This window comes from Dietzia sp. UCD-THP, assembly GCF_000349585.1.
GTDB classification, from domain to species: Bacteria; Actinomycetota; Actinomycetes; order Mycobacteriales; family Mycobacteriaceae; genus Dietzia; species Dietzia natronolimnaea_A.
Genome location: NZ_KB714653.1, coordinates 166984 through 184509 on the forward strand (window position 1 = coordinate 166984; position 17526 = coordinate 184509).

Here is a 17526-nt window from a genome sequence, read left to right on the forward strand (position 1 = left end):
TCATCCTCAGGACCCGTCGCACACGACGGATGATCCTGGCTGCCGCGGCGGCGATCATGGTGGCGCTCGCCTGGGCGGGCGTGGTCAACGGCGTGACCGACATCAGCTCGGTCAGGTTGCTGGCCACGCTCCTGCCCGGCGGCGACCGGTGGGCCACCCCCCTGACGTGGAACGAATGGGTGGCGGTGGTGCAGCTCCGCCTGCCGCGGATCGCCATGGCCGTCGTGGCCGGCATCGGGCTCGCGGTGGCCGGTGCGGGCATGCAGATCATCACCAGCAACCCCATGGCCAGCCCCTTCACCACCGGGATCTCCAACGCCGCGGCGTTCGGCGCCTCGGTCGCGATTCTCACGGGCCTGTCGATCGTCGGCTCCCGCACCCTGGGCACGATGGTCGCCGCGTTCATCGGCGCGGTCCTGTGCTCACTGCTGGTCTTCTCCATCGCGACGGTCACGCGAATGGGTCCCACCGCGATCATCCTGGCCGGCATCGCCCTGAGCTACCTGTTCTCGGCTCTGGCGGCGGGCCTGCAGTACGTCGCGGACGAACAGCAGCTCTCGTCGATCATCCACTGGACGTTCGGGGACCTCGGCCGGGCGACCTGGTCCCAGATCGCGATCGCCGCCGTCGTCGTGGCCCTGGCCTGCCTGCACGCCCGCGCCAACACAGGCAACTACCAGCGATTCGCGGCGGGAGATGAGGTGGCGCGCGCTCTGGGCGTGTCAGTCACCAGGCTCCGCCTGGAGACCGGGCTGTCGATCACCCTGGTCGCGGCCACCGTGATCAGCGTGACCGGAGTCATCGGGTTCATCGGCCTCGTGGCTCCGCACATCGCATCCATGCTGGTCGGCGCGGACGAACGCTACCGCCTCCCCCTCACCGCGATCACCGGGGCGAGCATCATCCTGGCGGCGGACCTGGTGGGGCGCCTGACCCTGAGCCCGATCATCGTCCCGGTGGGGATCGTGGTCTCCCTCATCGGGGTGCCGGTCTTCCTGTGGCTGATCCTGCGCGAGGGCCGGTGGTCTCGGTGACCGACGACTCGAGATCCACGACGGGCCTCCGGGTGCGTGGCCTGACGGCTGCACACCGCCGCCGCGGCTCGGCCGTGATCACCGGCATCGACGTGGACGTGGCCCCCGGGGACATCGTCGGTGTTCTGGGCCCCAACGGCTGCGGCAAGTCCACCCTGCTCAAATCCGTGTGCGGTGTGATCTCGCCCCGGTCCGGCACCATCGTGGCCGACGGAACCGACCTGGCGCGGGTTCGCCCGCGCCGCCGCGCGCAGATCCTGGGGTACGTCCCACAACACGACGACGGGGTGGGCCGGGCGCTCACCGTGGCCGAGTCGATGAGTCTGGCCCTGGACCGGCGACGCCTCGGCGACGAGGCGACACTCGACATCGTCCTCCACACCGCTGAGCGGTTGGGGCTCGCGGGCATGGCGTCCCGGCGCGCCTTCGAGCTCAGTGGCGGTCAGCAGCAGCGCGTGCTGATCGGCCGCACCCTTGCCGCGCGAACGCCGTACCTCCTGCTCGACGAGCCGGTCAGCGCACTCGACCTGCGCTACCAGCTGGAGATCATGGAAATCGTGCGCGACCTGGCCCACACCGACGGCGTGGGCGTGTTGATCGTCCTCCACGACCTCAACCTGGCGGCCGCGTTCTGCGACCGCCTGCTCGTCCTCGATCAGGGGCGCGTGCATTCGCACGGGCGACCGGCCGACCTCATCACCACCGAATTCGTCGAGACCCTGTACGGCCCCGTGGCCGATGTGGTCGAGCTCAACGGCGCCAGGTACGTGGTGCCGACGAAGAGAAGGAAGTCCGAGACATGACCGACATCACCGCGCTCCTCACAGCTGTAGACGCGCTCGGTCCGCCCTTTCGAGTCGCCAGCACCGCCTGGGGCGACACAGCGGCCGGCAGTACAGCGGCGGGCGAGCATCTCTTCCACGGCTCGCAGCTGTGCGACCCGGGATCCGGGGAGGCCCGCAGGATGGTGGAACTCCACGCCCGATCCCGTGGGATGGTGACGGGACGTCACGCCGCGTCGTTGGTCTTCCAGCGCTACTGCCACCGTGTCTGCGGGGTCGCCGTCGCCGCGTGGGCGATCCACGGCGTGGCACTCGACCTCCACGCGGCGGGGGTCTCGGTCCGGTTCACCGACGGGTCACCCGACCTGCTGATCCTTCACTCGCCGCGGGCCCTGGACGACGCGACCCCCGAGCAGGTCCTCTCCGCCACCGTCGACGGCCACCTTCGTCCGCTCGCCCGGGCGATAAGCGCCGAGACGGGGCCAGGGATGGGAAACCTCATCGGGAACATCGCCGCCGGCTTCGCCGGAGGGTTCCGCGCACTCGTGGACCGAACCGGCACCGGACTGACGACCGACCAGGTCCGCGAGCGTGCCGAGACCCTGCTGTCCGCCCGGCCCGAGATGGACCGGGGAGGCGACTTCAGGGTGCTCCACGGTGCCGCCGGATCACGTCTGTTCTACGACCGCAAGTCCTGTTGCCACTGGTACGCCGCCCCCGACGGTCGGTTCTGCTCGTGGTGCTCGCGGCTCAGCCACGACGAACGGACGCAGCGCTTCTCCGAAGCGCTGGCGGGCGGGTGACCCCGCGGGCCTACCGCGCGTGAGGCACGGCGTCCCCGATCACGCCACTCAGGTAGAGGTCGAGATCGAACGCTCCTTGACCTTGAACCAGATCGAGAAGTCCTCGGCGGCCTGGCGCACGACGTCATAACCCCCTCCGCCGGTCAGATCATTGAAGCTGTCCCGCACGCCGTGGACTCCGGTGGACCGGGTCTCGGTGGGGATGCCGAAACCCATCTTCCAGTCGGCGAAGCTGCGTTCGGACGTGGATTCCGTCAGCAGCACCCGGACACGGCTGTGCCTGTCGTCGGCGGCGATCTGCGTCATCAACCTGTCGATCTCCGCCGGCGGACCTTCGAGGAACTGGATGAAGCAGTTGTTCCTGAACAGGAGGACGCCGGTGATCCCGGCCGCCCGATTGCGCTCCCGGGAGGTGAACAGGATGGACTCCAGATCTGCCGGCATCATCTTCCGCACCGGTGTACTCGTGTACACCAGGTACTTCAATTCGCCGATCTCAGGTGACGCGTGCGCCTCAGTGTCCACCGTCATTGGGCTCCCCCTTGATCGAATCGGAGAGGTACAGATTGTTGAGGCTGCCCATCGCGCTCTCCAGGGATGTGAATTCACCTCGCGGCCTCGACGTGCTGTCGAAGCAGGTGAAAGAACCGTCCGGATCGTGGTTGATGTACCCCACGAAGTTCCCCCGGAAACTACCGACGAAGAAGCGGTCCTCCACCTCCGACCACCGGATCTCTCGTACGTCTTCGTCTCCGTCGATTGCCGAAGTCAACCGATATCCCTCCACCTCTCCACGACGTCACACCCGATCGGGCCGTCTGACCACGCCGATGACACCTGATGTCGTCACGCACGTGGACAAGCGAGAGAGGACACGCGCCGCTGCGGCAGCACCGAGCACCATCATGGCGCACCCGCACGACCCTCGCCACCGCGGTCAGACCTCCTCCGGCCGCGTGATGGTCCGGCCCAGCCGGTCTGACACCGCGGCCCCCCACGGGGTGGCGAGCCTGGCGGCGGCGAGAAGTGCCTCGTCCCGCAACACCTGGTGGGCCGGGCCGCGGGTGAGGGCTCCGCCGGAGAGCACCACCGCCTCCTCCGCCCAGGCCCACGCGAGGTCCACGTCGTGCGTGGCCATGAGGATCGCGGTCCCGCCGCCACGCAGAGCCTCCAGCGCCTCGAGCAGCTCGGCGCCGGAGTACGGGTCGAGGCCGGCCGTCGGTTCGTCGAGGAGCAGGACGCGGGGACGCATCGCGAGCGCACCGGCCAAGGCCACCTTCTTGCGCTGGCCGAAAGACAGGTGATGGGGGACGCGGTCCGCGAGGTCGGCGATCGCCAGCGTTTCCAGCGCCCCGTCGACCCGCCGGGCGACCTCGTCCCGATCGAGCCCCAGGTTCACCGGGCCGAAGGAGACGTCGGCCCGCACGGTCGTCGCGAAGATCTGGTCATCGGGTTCCTGGAGCACCATCTGCACCGACTGCCGCAGGCGGGTGCGGTCGGCCCGGCGATCCCTCACCTGCTCCCCGTCGAGCTGTAACTCCCCGACCTCCAGGCGGTTCAGGCCCACGAGCAGCCGCAGAAGGGTGGTCTTTCCGCTGCCGTTTCCTCCGAGGAGGGCCATCGTCGCCCCGGCCGGAATCGTCAGATCGACGCCGTCGAGGACGGTCTGAGAACGGGCACCGGAGGGGTCCACACGCCGATAAGAGAACCGCGCGCCGCGGAGCGAGAGAACGCTCACGTCAGTACCCCCACCGTCGCCACGGACACCAGGACCAGACAGATGACGACGACGTGGACGGCCGAGACCGGGGCCGCCGCGGCGAGCACTGCCGTCTGTCCTCGCTCGGCGCGCAGGGACATGGCGTCGTCGATCGCCCGGGCCCGCCTGACCGCGAGGACGAAGACCGAGGCGAACTGCGTCCCGAGTGACAGGATCGCGGCCCGGCTGGTGCGATGCCCGAGTCTGAGGTCGTGGGAGTGCCGCAGGGTGCGCGCGGAGTCGATGAGCACGCCGATGAGTCGGTAGGTGGTGTCGACGAGGTGCGCCAGCGGGCCGGGCAACCCGGCCCTGCGGCCAGCGGCCAGGAGGTCGGCGACGGGAGTGGTGCACGCCAGGGTGATGGTGGCGGCCGTCGCGGCGATCGCTCTGCTCACCGTCCGCCACGCGGTGTCCACCCCGGCCGGATCCACCACGAGGCGCCAGTTCACGAGATCCAGGACGAGCGGGCCGGCCCCCACGGCCAGGAACGCGACGGGGGCGAGGAGCGCGGCGAGATAGATGCGCACGGGGACGCGGGCGAGGGCCACCGCGCACAGGCAACAGACGGCCAGGATCACCAGGTGGCCCACTGGTGGCGGCACGAGCAGTGCCGCCACCAGCAGGCCGCCGAAGAGCAGGAGCTTCTCGGCTACGGGGAGGTTCGTCCAGCGGTTGTGGGACGCCGCGAGTTCGAGCGGGTTCACCTGGTTCCCGGTCTATCAGTGCCCGGTCGGTCCCGCGGCCGTCGCCGGCGCCTGGGTGGCACCCGTCGCGGCCTCGCGGCGCTGCCTGGTCCGCGTGCGGAGTACGCCCAGGCCGTAGCCCACGATCCCGCCGCCGATCCCCGCCTGCAGGGCGAACACCCCGGATTCGACCTCTCCCGGCAACTCGGGCAGGAGCGGCTCGAACCACGGTTCGTAGTCGGGGGAGACCATGCCGATGGTCCCCTCCGCCTGTCCGTCGGCGCCCTCGAACTCGCCGCCCGCCCGGGCGCCGTAGACCAGCGAGAACACCGCGATCGCGACCGCCACGGCGAGCAGTCCCACCAACACCCATGCGTTGACGTGCGTCTTCCTGTTCATCGCACCGACTCCGTGGTCTCGACCGAGGCGGGGTTTTCGTCGGCGCCCGTGGGCGGCTCCACCACGGCCAGCCGGGCCCTCCGGAAGAAGCCCACCAGATCGAGTTCACGGGAGGCGATGCGCAGCAGAACGCTGACGATCACCACGACGATGAGGGCTTCGACGATCGCCAGCGGGATCTGGGTGATCGCGAAGACGGCGAGGAACTCGGACATCGAGTACCACACTCCGTGCTCGGCGCTCGGGAACGCCAGCGCGAGCTGGGCGCTGGTCACCAGGTAGGTCACCAGGTCGGCGAGGAACGCGGCCACGAACACCGCACCGAGCAGTGGCACCGCGACGCGTCGGCACAGGACGAACGCGCCGTAGGCGACCCACGGCCCGGCGACCCCCATGGAGAACACGTTCGCGCCGAGCGTGGTGAGGCCGCCGTGTGCGAGTAGCAGCGCCTGGAAGATCAGCACGACGGTCGCGATGAACGCCATGACCGGGGGCCGGAAGATGATCGTCCCCAACCCGGTCCCGGTGGGGTGCGAGCTGGACCCCGTCACCGAGGGGAGCTTGATGGCCGACATCACGAACGTGAACGCGCCGACCACGCCGAGCAGGACGCCTGCTTCCGGTGTCCGGCGGACGGTCTTGATGACCTCGCGCGCGCCGTGGATCACGAACGGTGCCGCGACGGCCGTCCATGCCAGGGCGTGCGCCGAGGGGAGAAAACCCTCTGCGATATGCATCTACCTGAGACCTTTCTGCCCGTCACCTCGCGGGCACTCGTGGTGGCAGCCACGGCCGGTCTCCTGGCTCACGGGTTCTCCCGGCCCACCCCAGTAGGGATGGACCGGATCGCCGCGGGTCCGCCTTCCCACCCACACAACGCGTGCGAGCAGTGGCACAGAGGACCTGCGACATCATCCGTTCACAGTGGCGAGGGCCGCCCCGGTCTCACACCGGGTTCCCGAGCACCGCAGCTGAGCAGATCCTAGCCCCCTCCCGGGTGCCGGCTCAGTACCGCACCGACTGGGCGTCCGAGACCAGACACATGCCACCGACGGACTCCAGAAGGGGGCGCAGCGCCAGGAGGACCTCGTCGATCCGGTCGGGGTCGACCGCCACGAGCACGAAGGTGTTGTCGAAGGTGGAGAAAGGGTCCCCGCCCCGCTCACCGTGCTGTCCCCGCCCGTAGATTCCCGGGATCACGGTGCGATGGGTCAGGCCCAGCGAATCCAACGCGCCGAGGAACCTCCCGGCGACCCCGGATTCCACCACCAGTTCGATCCGTTTGACGTCTCTCATGGGATCTCCTCGCCTCAGGCGCCCAGGTGCTGGGCGACGGTGTAGTAGAGCGGAATGCCGAGGACGATGTTGAACGGGAACGTCACGGCAAGAGCCATTGTGAAGTACCGGGACGGTCGCGCTTCGGGGATCGCGTAGCGCACCACGGCCGGGACGACGATGTAGGACCCGCTCGCCGCGAGCACGGCGAGCATGGTCAGGTCGCCGACCGGTAGCCCGGCCAGTGCACCCAGGGCCAGCGCCATCGATGCTCCGATCAGGGGCATCACGATGCCGAACCCGATCAGGAACGGACCCACGTCGCGGACCTCGCGGAGTTGACGGGCGACGAGCAGGCCCATCTCGAGCAGGAAGAAGGCCAGTAGGCCCTTGAACATGTCGTTGACGAACGGGGACATGGCCTCGCCGGCGTCGGCCCCCACCATGGTGCCGATCACGAGCGACCCGATCAGCAGCAGGTGCGCGCCGTCGGTGAACGCCTCGTGCAGGATCGCCCGCATCGACAGGGGTGCTCCCGACGCGGGACCGGAGGCTCCGGCCCCCGCGACGTCGCCCGCCATCTGGGCTGAGCGTTGACGTGACCGTGCCCAGGTGGCGAGAAGCACCGCCATGATGATCGCGGGCGATTCCATCAGCACCAGGGCGACCGTCATGTACCCGCCGGGTTCCTCCCCACGGGCGGTCACGAACTGCGTCGCGGCGATGAACGTCACCGCGCTGACCGACCCGTAGGTGGCGGCGATGGCGGCCGCATCGAACTCGTTCACCCTGCGCCGCAGGACCAGGAAGCCCAGCGCAGGAATCACCAGGGCCAGGAGCAGGGCGATGCCGATCACCGCCGCGGCGCGGCCGGTCAGACCGGTCTCGCGGAGAGCCTGTCCACCCTTGAACCCGATCGCCATGAGCAGGTAGAGCGACAGGAACTTGGTGACGGGGGCCGGGATCTCCAGGTTGGAGCGCACCGCGGCGACGAACAGCCCCAGGAAGAAGAACAGGATCGGCGGGTCCGTGAGGCTGCCGAGAATGCTGAGGTCCATCGAGTCTCCCCTGATCTGACCGGAGTCCGTACGCCGCCGAGCGGGGCGAGCGGATCTCCGTGGTGGCGCGCGGGCCGGCTGTTCCGAGCGAGTAACGGGAACGACAATACACGACTTGCAAGACGTGTTTTATAACAGCCTAAATCCATGTCGTGTGTCGTGGCGCGGCGCAAGGGCCGGCACCGCGGGAGATCGGGCATCGTGGACGCCCACATGCGTACCGTGATTCGCGTCAGGCAAAATGGCACTCGGAAGTCGTCGGTGATGGGGTGGTGTGGTGGCGGAGTGGACGTTTCTCACCAATCACGCGCACGTCCTGCTGTGCATCGCGCAGGATTCCGAGACGCGTCTGCGCGACATCGCCGACGCGGTCGGGATCACCGAGCGGGCCACCCAGCGGATCGTGGCCGAGCTGGAGGAGGCCGGGTACCTCCAGCGCATCCGGGACGGGCGCCGTAACCGCTACAGCCTGAACCGGGACCTGCCGCTGCGCCACCCACTCGAACGGGACCACATGGTCGGCGAGATCCTCAGCGTGCTGGGGGCCCCGCGAAAGGGTGCTGGCGACGGCAACGAGTGACCCGTCGGCACTGATCGTGGCGCCCCGACAGCCGGCCTCCACCGCCGTCGACACGGGGTTCGGACCACAGTGCCGCCCCGCCCGCCGAGCTGGGGCAGACTGACCGGATGTTACTGACGATCACTGCCCGCCGTTCGGAGGCGCTCGCCACGCCAAGTGATCTGGGATTCCTGCTGCACAAGCATCCCGACAAAGTGCAGTCATTCGGCGTATATGCGGGCACGGCGCACGTGTTCTACCCCGAGGTCGGCGCGGAGGCGTGTACTGCCGCAGTGCTGCTGGAGGTGGACCCGGTCGCCCTGGTCCGTGGGCGTTCCGGGCGCAGTGACGCCTTCGCACTCGGGCACTACGTCAACGACCGCCCGTACGTGGCGTCGTCGCTGCTGGCGGTAGCGATGGGAAAGGTGTTCCGGTCGGCACTCAACGGCCACTGTGTCGGCTACGAGGAACTGGTCCAGGCTCCGCTGGATCTGACGGTCACCTTGCCGGCGGTCCCCGGTGAACCCGATCTGGTGCGTCGGTTGTTCACGCCACTGGGATGGGACGTCCAGGCCGAACCGATCGCGTTCGACGCCACCCGACCCCAGTGGGGCGCGGCGCCACTGGTGAGTCTGACGCTGACCGGGTCCGTGCGACTGACGGACGCGCTCAGTCACCTGTACGTCCTGCTCCCGGTCCTCGATGAGGTCAAGCACTACTGGGTGGGCCGGGACGAGGTCGACAAGTTGCTGCGTGCCGGTGACCGGTGGTTGCCCGGGCACCCGGAGCGCAATCTGGTGGCGCACCGCTACCTGGCCGGCCAGCGAGATCTACGCGAGAGCGCCCTGGCCCGTCTCGCCGAACTGGACGACCGCACCGCAGAGATCGCCCACGACACCGCTGCCTCGGACGCTGCCCTCGCCCCTCGTCCCCTGGTCAGGCTGCGTCACGACGCGGTGCTGGAGGTGGTCCGCGACCTGGCGCCGGTGTCGATCGCCGATGTGGGCTGCGGTTCAGGCTCCCTATTGGGCGGTCTGCTCAAGGTCCAGGGTGTGGCACGCGTGATCGGCACGGAGGTCTCGGACATCGCCTTGGTCAAGGCGGCCACGCGGTTGAACGTGGACTCGATGACCGAGCGCCAGGCCGACCGCCTGTCCCTCCTGCGCTCCTCCCTGATGTACGAGGACGAGCGGTTGGCCGATCTCGATATGGCGATCCTGATGGAGGTGATCGAGCACGTCGATCCCGACCGTCTGCCGGCGGTGGTGCGAAACGTGTTCGGCGCGATGCGTCCCCGGCACGTGGTAATCACCACGCCCAACGCCGAATACAACGTGCACTACCCGGCACTGGCCGCAGGAGACTTCCGGCACCCGGATCACCGATTCGAGTGGACGCGGGAGCAGTTCCAGTCCTGGGCCCACTCCGTGGCCGGCACCCACGCTTATCAGGTGAATTTCCTTCCCGTGGGCGAGTCCGACCCGCAGGTCGGGCCGCCGACCCAGATGGCCGTGTTCAGTCAGTCCGCCCCAGTGGAGGTGTCCGCATGAGTGAACTGTCCATCCCGGAGCTGTCCCTGGTCCTGCTCATCGGTGCCAGCGGTTCCGGCAAATCGACCTTCGCCGCTACACACTTCGCCCGGACAGAGGTGATCTCCAGCGACGACTGCCGCGCGATGGTCTGCGATGACCCCAATGCCCAGGACGCCACCGCAGATGCGTTCGCGGTGCTGGAGTTCATCGCAGGCAAGCGACTGGCGCGGGGGCTGCTGACCGTGATCGACGCGACCAATGTCCAGCCGGCGGCCCGCAAGTCTCTGCTGGCCCTGGCCAAGGAGCATGACGTGTTGTCCGCCGCCATAGTCCTCGACCTGCCCACCTCGGTGGCGGTGGAGCGCAACGCGGCCCGCGCGGATCGCGATTTTGGCGCCCGGGTCATCAAGCGCCAGCAGGACCAGCTGCGCCGCTCGCTGCGCGGACTCAAGAAGGAGGGGTTCCGCTCCATCCACGTGCTGGATTCGGAGCAGGCGGTGGCCGACGCCTCGATCGTGCGGACCCGGTTGTTCAACGACCGCCGCGACGACCACGGGCCGTTCGATGTGATCGGAGATGTCCACGGGTGCCGCCTCGAGTTGGAGGAGTTGCTCGGGACGCTGGGCTACGCCCTGGAGAGGGACCAGGAAGGCCGCGCGGTCGACGCCCGCCACCCTGAGTCTCGACGCGTGGTGTTCGTGGGCGATCTGGTCGACCGCGGGCCCGACTCGCCGGGGGTTCTCCGGTTGGCGATGGGCATGGTCGAGTCGGGCAACGCCCTGTGCGTGTCGGGAAACCACGAGGCCAAGCTCGCCAAGGCGCTGGGGCGAGGGACGGTCAAGGCCACCCACGGTCTGCAACAGACCCTCGACCAGTTGGCGACGGAGGACGGCTCTTTCGTCGCCAGAACTCGTGCGTTCTGTGACGGTCTCGTGGCGCACTACGTTCTGGACGACGGCAACCTGGTCGTGGCACACGCCGGCCTGAAGGAGAAGTACCACGGTCGCGCATCCGGGCGGGTACGGGCGTTTGCCCTGTACGGAGACACCAGCGGCGAGACCGACGAGTTCGGTCTGCCCGTGCGGTACCCGTGGGCCGAGGACTACCGCGGAGCAGCGACGGTGCTGTACGGACACACCCCGGTCACCGAGACGGAGTGGGTCAACAACACCATGTGCCTGGACACCGGGTGCGTCTTCGGCGGATCCCTGACCGCGCTTCGCTACCCGGAACGCCAGACCGTCTCGGTCCCCGCCCAGGACACCTACTACGAACCGATCCGGCCCCCAGCGCCGCCCGAGCGGGATCCCGCGACCCTGAAACTGACCGATGTCCTCGGGCCCCGGGTGATCGAGACCCAGTACATGGGACGGGTGTCGATGCGCGACGACAATGCGGCCGGGGCGCTGGAGGTGATGAGCCGCTTCGCCGTCGACCCGGAGCAGCTACTCTACCTCCCGCCGACCATGTCGCCGGTCGACAGCTCCCCGCGTGACGGCTTCCTCGAACACCCTGATCAGGCGTTTGACTACTTCGCCGCGCACGGAGTCGATCGGGTGATCTGCCAGGAGAAGCACATGGGTTCCCGCGCCGTCGTCCGCGTGACCGACCAGGGCGACGGGGTGATCCATTCCCGCACCGGTCGCGCGTTCCTGCCCGAAGACCAGCAGTCGGTGGTCCTGCAGCGGATCGCTCGCGCGGCCACAGCCGCCGGGGTGTGGGAGGACCTGGGCGCCACCTGGCTGCTTCTCGATACCGAAATCCTGCCGTGGACGCTCAAAGCCGAGCCGATGATCCGTGACCAGTACGCCGCAGTGGGCGCCGCCGCTACCACCGCTCTCCCCGCGGCTCTCCACGTGCTCGACGCCGCCGCCCACCGCGGCATCGACGTGGGGACCCTGCTGGACCGGACACGCACCCGGGCGGGCAATGCCGAGCGGTTCGTCGAGGCCTACCGTCGCTATATGCAGCCGGTCGACAACGACCTCGGCCTGCAGATCGCTCCGTTCCAGATCGTGGCCAGCGACGCCGGCACCTACGAGAACCGGGATCATCACTGGCACCTGGACCTGGCCGACCGACTCATCGCCGCCGACCCGGGGTTGTTCCGCACCACACGCCGCCTCGACGTCGATGTCGCCGACGGCGGCTCGCGCGCCGCGGGGTCGGCGTGGTGGGACGATCTCACCTCGGCCGGCGGTGAGGGCATGGTCGTCAAGCCACTGGCCAACCTCACCCGCGGGAAGAAGGGCCTGGCCCAGCCCGGACTCAAGGTCCGCGGGCGTGAGTACCTGCGCATCATCTACGGCGCCGACTACACCACCCCGGCGACACTGGCCGGGCTGAAGAATCGCTCGCTCGGACAGAAGCGCTCCATGGCGCTGCGGGAGTACGCGCTCGGCCTCGAAGGGGCACGCCGGGCCGCAGCCGGCGAGCCGATCTGGCGCGTTCACCAGTGCGTCTTCGGTGTCCTGGCCATGGAGTCCGAACCCGTCGACCCGCGGTTGTGAGTGACTGCCCAGCGAACCCGGCCGACAGTGTCGCAGTACGTTCTACCTCGCGCCGAGTCGTCCTCGTCCCGGATGAGTGGCGGTTAACGAGTCTCTACATGTCAGGCCACGCTCTCCGGATATCGCCGATCCGATTACATCGGACCGGAGTAGTCGGGCGCGCAGGTCGCTGACTGACGAGAGTTGACCTTGAAGGGAGCAACCATGATCGAGTTTCTGAACCGCCTCGTCGACGAATTTGAAAGACGCCTCGGCGATGAACTCGACGTCGATACGATCGCCCGCGAGATGGGGACGACCGGCTATCACGCCCGCCGGATGTTCTCGTCACTCGCGGGGATGCCGGTGTCCGAGTACGTCCGGCGTCGACGGATGACCGTTGCCGCGTCCGACCTGGTCGGTGACGAAGACCTACTGACGATCGCCGTGCGGTACGGGTACGGCTCCACCGAGGCCTTCGGTCGAGCATTCCGTGCCGTGCACGGCGTGAGCCATGGTGACGTTCGACGCAATGGCGGCCCCCTTCGCAGCCAACCGCAACTCAGGTTCCGCCTGACCGTCGAAGGGAATGTCCCCATGGATGCCCGAATTCTCAACCACCACGCTTTCCGCCTGATCGGCCACGCCACTCGGGTGCCACTAAGCCACGAGGGCGTCAACGCGCACATCCAGCGACACATCGCTTCTCTGCCCGCCTCCGAGCACGATCGCCTCAAGCAACTCAGCGATACCGAGCCTTCGGGGCTGCTGCAGGTCAGCGCCGATGTTGACCCCGACTACGTGGAGGGCAGTGAACTGACCTACCTACACGGAGTGGCGGTCGCCGTCGACGCCGCAGTTCCCGACGACCTCGACGTGATCGACATGGCCGCTGGGGAGTGGGTGGTCTTCCGTACCTCCGGGCCGCATCCGGCGGCCCTGCAGGAGGCGTACGCAGCGTCATCGACAGAGTGGTTCCCCTCCAACCCGTGGAGGTTGCGCCCCGGCCCGTCGATCGTCTCGGTTCTCGATCGCGCTCCGGACTTCACTACGGCTACCTGCGATCTCTGGTTCCCGATCGAGCGCGCGTAGTTGGGGTACGGGTCGGGCTCCGGAGTATCTCCGATCCCGACCCACCACATCACGACTCGCGGAACTCGCGGCCCCGGCGACCGACAGGTGCCAGTGATGGCCGCGAGCCGAAAGACGTCTGGGCGCGCTTCTCCTGTCGCGGTCGACCGCCCGATTCGTTGACAGACGACCATTCCCGGGGGGCCCGCCGCCGGTCGACCATTGTCGAGTGAATCTCACTGCGGACGCCATCATCGTCGGGGCCGGTGTCATCGGCTCGTCGACAGCCCTCGAGCTCGCGCGCGCCGGCCTCCGGGTCGTCGTCGTCGACCGGCTCCACGGACCCGGTCAGGGCTCGACGAGCGCCTCGAGCGCCGTGGTCCGGTTCAACTACTCGATCTTCCCCAGCGTCGCGGCGGCGTGGGAGGCCAAGCACTGCTGGGAGGACTGGGCCGGCCACCTCGGCATGGTCGACCCCGTGGGGATGGCCGGCTTCCGCCGCACCGGGATGGTGTTCCTCGCCGTCGACGTGGCCCCGACCCACAAGGTGATGCCCCTGTTCGACCGGGCCGGCGTGCCCTACGAGGTGTGGGACGCAACGACCCTCGCCGCCCGCGTTCCCGGCCTCGACCCCGGCCGTTTCTGGCCTCCCAAACGGCTCGACGACGACGCCTTCTGGGGCGATCCGGTGGGTCAACTCGGTGCACTGTGGACCCCCGATGGTGGTTATGTGGATGACCCGATGCTTGCCGCCGTCAACCTGGCCACCGCGGCGCGAGAGGCCGGCGCGCAGTTCCTCTTCCGGAGGCAGGTCGCGGCCGTGCGACGGTCCGGTGGCCGCGTTGCCGGCGTCGACCTGACCGACGGGGAACGAGTGAGCGCGCCCGTCGTCGTCAACGTCGCCGGCCCCTGGTCGCCGACGTTGAACGACATGGCCGGCGTGGGAGACGACTTCACGATCACGACCCGGCCGATGCGCCAAGAGGTGCACCACGTGACGGCGCCTCCGGGCTTCAACGACGGGGACCGCATCGGCCCGGTCATCGCGGACCTCGACCTCGGCACGTACAGGCAACTACATCCGCTTGCTGTCGCCCCACGCTATCGTTGCCCATGCGTCCAACGGCCAACAGCATAGACACCGACCACCTAGTGACTTTGCCCATAGGAAATGAAGATGGGCCAGCATCCCTTGGCTCATGGATAGGAATCCTCACCCATCTGGCATATCGATACACGCGGTTGGCGGACGGCGACTACTCAACGCGCACTTTCTGGCGCGGACAGTCCCGCCCCTGGGTTCTATCCCCGGGGATACATCGAGCCCTCAGGGACACCAGCCAGTGGGGCTTGGGCCAGAACGAGTTCACCGACCGGTCAGTTTCGCTACTCACTAGAACCATTTTGAACGGGGCTCGCGCGCTGGGAATCTGCCCCCCTCAACTCCGTGGTGTCACCGAAATGCAGCTGCTCGCATACCTACAGCACCAAGGCGCTGCGACTCCCCTCTTAGACTTCTCATCCGACCTCATGACCGCCCTTGCCATGGCATGTTTCGACGCTTCAAACGACCAGTACGACGGCGTTCTCTTTTGTTACAGATACCGACCAAGCAGCGCCGCCTGGGTTAGGCCGTTCATCGACTTTGACGCGGCGGCCGCCTTTGACAACGGGGCAACTCCAAACCAGGTAAACCTCTTCGATCCGCCCTATTTGACGTCCCGCCAACGAATTCAACGCGGCCTGCTTCTCTTCTCTGCTATTTCTCACTCGAATCCAGCAACTACAACGGGAATCGACATAATGACGACGAGCGAGTTCCTGTCACATCTATCGACGTCTGGATCTGCCGAAACTTCGACCGGTGAGCATCCCATTCCAGACAGCAAGTGTGTGGCCATTCGACTGCCGGCCCCGATTAAGAATCCACTCCGCGAATGGCTACGGATTCAGCACCAACTCGACGACAAATACGTGTTCCCGGAGCCTCTGAACTCGGATGCTTACCGGCAGTTTGTAGATTCATGCAGTGCGGTATCGTTAATACGGAGCGACAAATTGCCCCCTTGGTGAGACGTCACTGTTAGCGCGAATCCAGAGAACGATCCAAGTTCCCACGCGCGGTGGGGCCAGTAGACAAAAGGGTGCCGACTGCCGTTGCCAATCGATTCACTAAGGAATCGACGACGCGCCATACTTGGGGGGCCAGTTCGGTTCTAGAGCAGCAGGGCGCAGCAGCTTTGGACTGCGCCCGCGCAGCGATGGACTCTAAACTAAGCTCGTAGCCCAAAGGAACATTACAGAGAGGACCAAATGTCGGAAGCTAATGGCATCCAGCAGTTTTGGCGCGAGTTCAATGAATTAGATCGCGATGTTGAGTACTTCGTGTCAGCCCGTCTCTTCGACGACACGCCCGCGGTCTGGTCATCCAGTGTTCAATATGTACGCTGGCGGCACGAAGTAGCAAAACGCCTCAGAGTGGATCCGACTGGAGTACAACTTGTCGGCAGTGCAAGGCTGGGGTACTCACTGAGTCCAAGGAAGAACTTCAAGCTGTTCGACGCCCAGTCGGACTTGGACATCGCAGTAGTATCCAACGAAATATTCGATGCCGCATGGCTTGAACTAAGGGACCTAATAGGAAGCCGAATCGAGCTTGACTCCAAGAAGCGATATCTAGGAAAGCTCGTATTCGAGGAGTGCATCGCCCTCGATATTGTCCTGCCACATTTATCCTTTGGCGAGCGGTGGTCGTATGTCCGCGACGAGATCGCTGACCTATTGGGGGACGAACTCAATGACCGCGAGATCAACTACCGTCTATATCGCAATCACCGCTCCCTAAGGGAGTACCAACTAATCGGAGTCTCCGGTGCGAGAGACCGAGCAATCGAGGATGGGATCTAACATGGCGACAGACTCGCCGCACACGTTTGATATCGACTCTTTAACGGTCGCCGACATCAGAAATATGCATAGATCCGGTGGTCTAATTCTACGCCCAGAATACCAGCGCCAAGCAGTCTGGCCCGACGCAGCAAAGGTCTCCCTGATGGAGACCATTCTGTTAGGCTATCCGATTCCTGAATTGTACTTGGCGTACGAAACGGACCCAGACGGAAACCAAACCGTATCGGTAGTGGACGGCCAACAGCGACTAACTGCACTCCTGGAGTACCTCGAAAACAAGTACACCTTAACGGGACTTGAAGAGGTCGAAATTGCGAAAAAGTACGAGGGAGCCCTTTTTCGCGACCTACCAGAAGATGAAAGGAAGTCATTCTTTCAATATCGGTTCCCCATTCGCAGACTCTCAAACCTCGACGACGAGTTCGTCAGGGCCGTCTTCGCGAGAGTGAATCGCGTCAATATGGTTTTGACAGAGCAAGAGCTCAGGAACGCACTTCTGCCGGGCCCGTTCTTTGACTTCCTTAAAGACTGCGCCTCCCACCGCTTAACGACAGATTCTGGAGTCTTCAGCGGCGAACGACGAAAGCGTGGCGGCGATCTCGAGTTTTTCGCTGAGGTCTTTGGCATGTGCGTCTTCGGCCTGTCTAATAAAAAGGCTGCGCTGGATGAGCGCTACGACGAGCTCTCAGCAAACTTCGACGAATACAGCGAAAAGGCTACTCAGTTCCTAGAGATGCTTACAGTCGTCTCACGCATAGTAAAATGGCAAGGGCAGGTCCGCTGGTCGAACATCATTGATATGTTCACCCTATTACACGTATGTTGGGGCGAGTTTGATTTCATTTCGACGGCTAGCGAAGACACGCTTAATCAGCTAGGTTCCACCCTGGACGAGTTTCAAGGGGCAGTATCTGCCAATAAACGTGAGGGACAGACAGGGCTAGATGACCGGGTGGCCAAGTTGTCGCAACTGGTCGATATGCCAGAGGACATGCTACGAGAAATCATTGAGGGATACCTCGCCGGGATTCGTAATTCATCGGATCTTGGGTCTCGAAGAGCCCGTACACGCGAGTTGCGCAGAGTGGTATTAAGGCAACTCGAAAAAGAACGTGGACTCCTTGAATAACCAAAAATCGGATCCGTGGGCGGTATTGCATCTCGTGCTGCAC

The 17526-nt window shown here is 66.2% G+C and carries 19 protein-coding genes and 1 riboswitch; of the genes, 11 read left to right on the forward strand and 8 right to left on the reverse strand.

Going from position 1 to position 17526, the window contains the following annotated elements:
- The first annotated feature begins 29 nt into the window (after positions 1-29).
- From H483_RS32815 to H483_RS32825, 3 genes are read left to right on the forward strand one after another with little or no spacing between them, the layout of a single operon-like run.
- The gene (locus tag H483_RS32815) at positions 30-1034 is read left to right on the forward strand and encodes an iron ABC transporter permease (protein ID WP_152428011.1); all 1005 of its coding nucleotides are present in this window, start codon (positions 30-32) and stop codon (positions 1032-1034) included.
- Complete coding sequence (locus tag H483_RS32820) at positions 1031-1837, forward strand: ABC transporter ATP-binding protein (RefSeq protein WP_193746883.1); 807 nt, start codon at positions 1031-1033, stop codon at positions 1835-1837. Before H483_RS32815 ends, H483_RS32820 begins: the two co-directional genes overlap by 4 nt.
- Positions 1834-2619, forward strand: coding sequence for a ferric iron reductase (locus tag H483_RS32825; protein WP_017837587.1), 786 nt, complete (start codon positions 1834-1836; stop codon positions 2617-2619). The genes H483_RS32820 and H483_RS32825 overlap by 4 nt, the downstream gene beginning before the upstream one ends.
- A gap of 48 nt (positions 2620-2667) precedes the next feature.
- Here the strand turns inward: H483_RS32825 and H483_RS32830 are convergent, their stop codons facing one another.
- The 8 genes from H483_RS32830 to H483_RS32865 all read right to left on the reverse strand — a co-directional run bounded on the left by H483_RS32830 (position 2668) and on the right by H483_RS32865 (position 7793).
- Positions 2668-3150, reverse strand: coding sequence for a BLUF domain-containing protein (locus H483_RS32830; RefSeq protein WP_017837588.1), 483 nt, complete (start codon positions 3148-3150; stop codon positions 2668-2670).
- Positions 3134-3391, reverse strand: coding sequence for a hypothetical protein (locus tag H483_RS40150; RefSeq protein WP_238556330.1), 258 nt, complete (start codon positions 3389-3391; stop codon positions 3134-3136). Before H483_RS40150 ends, H483_RS32830 begins: the two co-directional genes overlap by 17 nt.
- 165 nt (positions 3392-3556) lie before the next feature.
- Entirely contained in the window at positions 3557-4357 is an 801-nt protein-coding gene (locus H483_RS32840; protein WP_017837590.1) for an energy-coupling factor ABC transporter ATP-binding protein, read from the reverse strand.
- Positions 4354-5082: a cobalt ECF transporter T component CbiQ gene (gene cbiQ / locus H483_RS32845; protein ID WP_017837591.1), complete on the reverse strand. Its 729-nt coding sequence runs from the start codon at positions 5080-5082 to the stop codon at positions 4354-4356. The genes H483_RS32840 and cbiQ overlap by 4 nt, the downstream gene beginning before the upstream one ends.
- 15 nt (positions 5083-5097) lie before the next feature.
- Positions 5098-5460 (reverse strand): energy-coupling factor ABC transporter substrate-binding protein, encoded by a 363-nt coding sequence (locus tag H483_RS32850; protein ID WP_017837592.1) that lies wholly within the window; start codon positions 5458-5460, stop codon positions 5098-5100.
- Positions 5457-6197 carry an energy-coupling factor ABC transporter permease gene (locus H483_RS32855; protein WP_017837593.1) on the reverse strand — a complete coding sequence of 247 codons (741 nt, stop codon included), beginning with the start codon at positions 6195-6197 and terminating at the stop codon, positions 5457-5459. Before H483_RS32855 ends, H483_RS32850 begins: the two co-directional genes overlap by 4 nt.
- A 35-nt stretch (positions 6198-6232) precedes the next feature.
- A riboswitch (cobalamin riboswitch) is annotated at positions 6233-6445 on the reverse strand.
- A gap of 20 nt (positions 6446-6465) precedes the next feature.
- On the reverse strand, positions 6466-6756 hold the full coding sequence (locus tag H483_RS32860) for a P-II family nitrogen regulator (RefSeq protein WP_017837594.1): 291 nt from the start codon (positions 6754-6756) through the stop codon (positions 6466-6468).
- A gap of 14 nt (positions 6757-6770) precedes the next feature.
- Positions 6771-7793, reverse strand: a complete 1023-nt coding sequence (locus H483_RS32865; protein WP_017837595.1) for a sodium-dependent bicarbonate transport family permease — start codon at positions 7791-7793, stop codon at positions 6771-6773.
- A gap of 277 nt (positions 7794-8070) precedes the next feature.
- On the opposite strand from H483_RS32865, the gene H483_RS32870 reads away from it, so the two are divergent.
- The 8 genes from H483_RS32870 to H483_RS38815 all read left to right on the forward strand — a co-directional run bounded on the left by H483_RS32870 (position 8071) and on the right by H483_RS38815 (position 17483).
- Positions 8071-8373: a winged helix-turn-helix domain-containing protein gene (locus H483_RS32870; RefSeq protein ID WP_042329960.1), complete on the forward strand. Its 303-nt coding sequence runs from the start codon at positions 8071-8073 to the stop codon at positions 8371-8373.
- Between the two features lie 107 nt (positions 8374-8480).
- The gene (locus H483_RS32875) at positions 8481-9902 is read left to right on the forward strand and encodes a 3' terminal RNA ribose 2'-O-methyltransferase Hen1 (protein WP_017837597.1); all 1422 of its coding nucleotides are present in this window, start codon (positions 8481-8483) and stop codon (positions 9900-9902) included.
- Positions 9899-12394, forward strand: a complete 2496-nt coding sequence (locus H483_RS32880; protein ID WP_017837598.1) for a polynucleotide kinase-phosphatase — start codon at positions 9899-9901, stop codon at positions 12392-12394. The genes H483_RS32875 and H483_RS32880 overlap by 4 nt, the downstream gene beginning before the upstream one ends.
- 183 nt (positions 12395-12577) lie before the next feature.
- Positions 12578-13465, forward strand: a complete 888-nt coding sequence (locus H483_RS32885; protein ID WP_238556331.1) for an AraC family transcriptional regulator — start codon at positions 12578-12580, stop codon at positions 13463-13465.
- Positions 13466-13673: 208 nt separating this feature from the next.
- Positions 13674-14582, forward strand: coding sequence for an FAD-binding oxidoreductase (locus H483_RS32890; RefSeq protein ID WP_017837600.1), 909 nt, complete (start codon positions 13674-13676; stop codon positions 14580-14582).
- Positions 14558-15517, forward strand: coding sequence for an FRG domain-containing protein (locus H483_RS40395; protein ID WP_081615208.1), 960 nt, complete (start codon positions 14558-14560; stop codon positions 15515-15517). Before H483_RS32890 ends, H483_RS40395 begins: the two co-directional genes overlap by 25 nt.
- A gap of 240 nt (positions 15518-15757) precedes the next feature.
- Complete coding sequence (locus H483_RS39245; protein WP_152428001.1) at positions 15758-16351, forward strand: hypothetical protein; 594 nt, start codon at positions 15758-15760, stop codon at positions 16349-16351.
- 1 nt (position 16352) lies between these two features.
- Entirely contained in the window at positions 16353-17483 is a 1131-nt protein-coding gene (locus H483_RS38815) for a DUF262 domain-containing protein (RefSeq protein WP_193746884.1), read from the forward strand.
- Positions 17484-17526 lie beyond the last annotated feature (43 nt).

Bases quoted from the DNA above. Each gene is read 5' to 3' on its own strand.
- H483_RS39245 (WP_152428001.1), top strand. From the start codon at position 15,758: ATGTCGGAAGCTAATGGCATCCAGCAGTTTTGGCGCGAGTTCAATGAA.
- H483_RS32830 (WP_017837588.1), bottom strand. From the start codon at position 3,150: ATGACGGTGGACACTGAGGCGCACGCGTCACCTGAGATCGGCGAATTG.
- H483_RS32860 (WP_017837594.1), bottom strand. From the start codon at position 6,756: ATGAGAGACGTCAAACGGATCGAACTGGTGGTGGAATCCGGGGTCGCC.
- H483_RS32850 (WP_017837592.1), bottom strand. From the start codon at position 5,460: ATGAACAGGAAGACGCACGTCAACGCATGGGTGTTGGTGGGACTGCTC.
- H483_RS32855 (WP_017837593.1), bottom strand. From the start codon at position 6,197: ATGCATATCGCAGAGGGTTTTCTCCCCTCGGCGCACGCCCTGGCATGG.
- H483_RS40395 (WP_081615208.1), top strand. From the start codon at position 14,558: ATGCGTCCAACGGCCAACAGCATAGACACCGACCACCTAGTGACTTTG.
- H483_RS38815 (WP_193746884.1), top strand. From the start codon at position 16,353: ATGGCGACAGACTCGCCGCACACGTTTGATATCGACTCTTTAACGGTC.
- H483_RS32880 (WP_017837598.1), top strand. From the start codon at position 9,899: ATGAGTGAACTGTCCATCCCGGAGCTGTCCCTGGTCCTGCTCATCGGT.
- H483_RS32815 (WP_152428011.1), top strand. From the start codon at position 30: ATGATCCTGGCTGCCGCGGCGGCGATCATGGTGGCGCTCGCCTGGGCG.
- H483_RS32865 (WP_017837595.1), bottom strand. From the start codon at position 7,793: ATGGACCTCAGCATTCTCGGCAGCCTCACGGACCCGCCGATCCTGTTC.
- H483_RS32825 (WP_017837587.1), top strand. From the start codon at position 1,834: ATGACCGACATCACCGCGCTCCTCACAGCTGTAGACGCGCTCGGTCCG.
- H483_RS32875 (WP_017837597.1), top strand. From the start codon at position 8,481: ATGTTACTGACGATCACTGCCCGCCGTTCGGAGGCGCTCGCCACGCCA.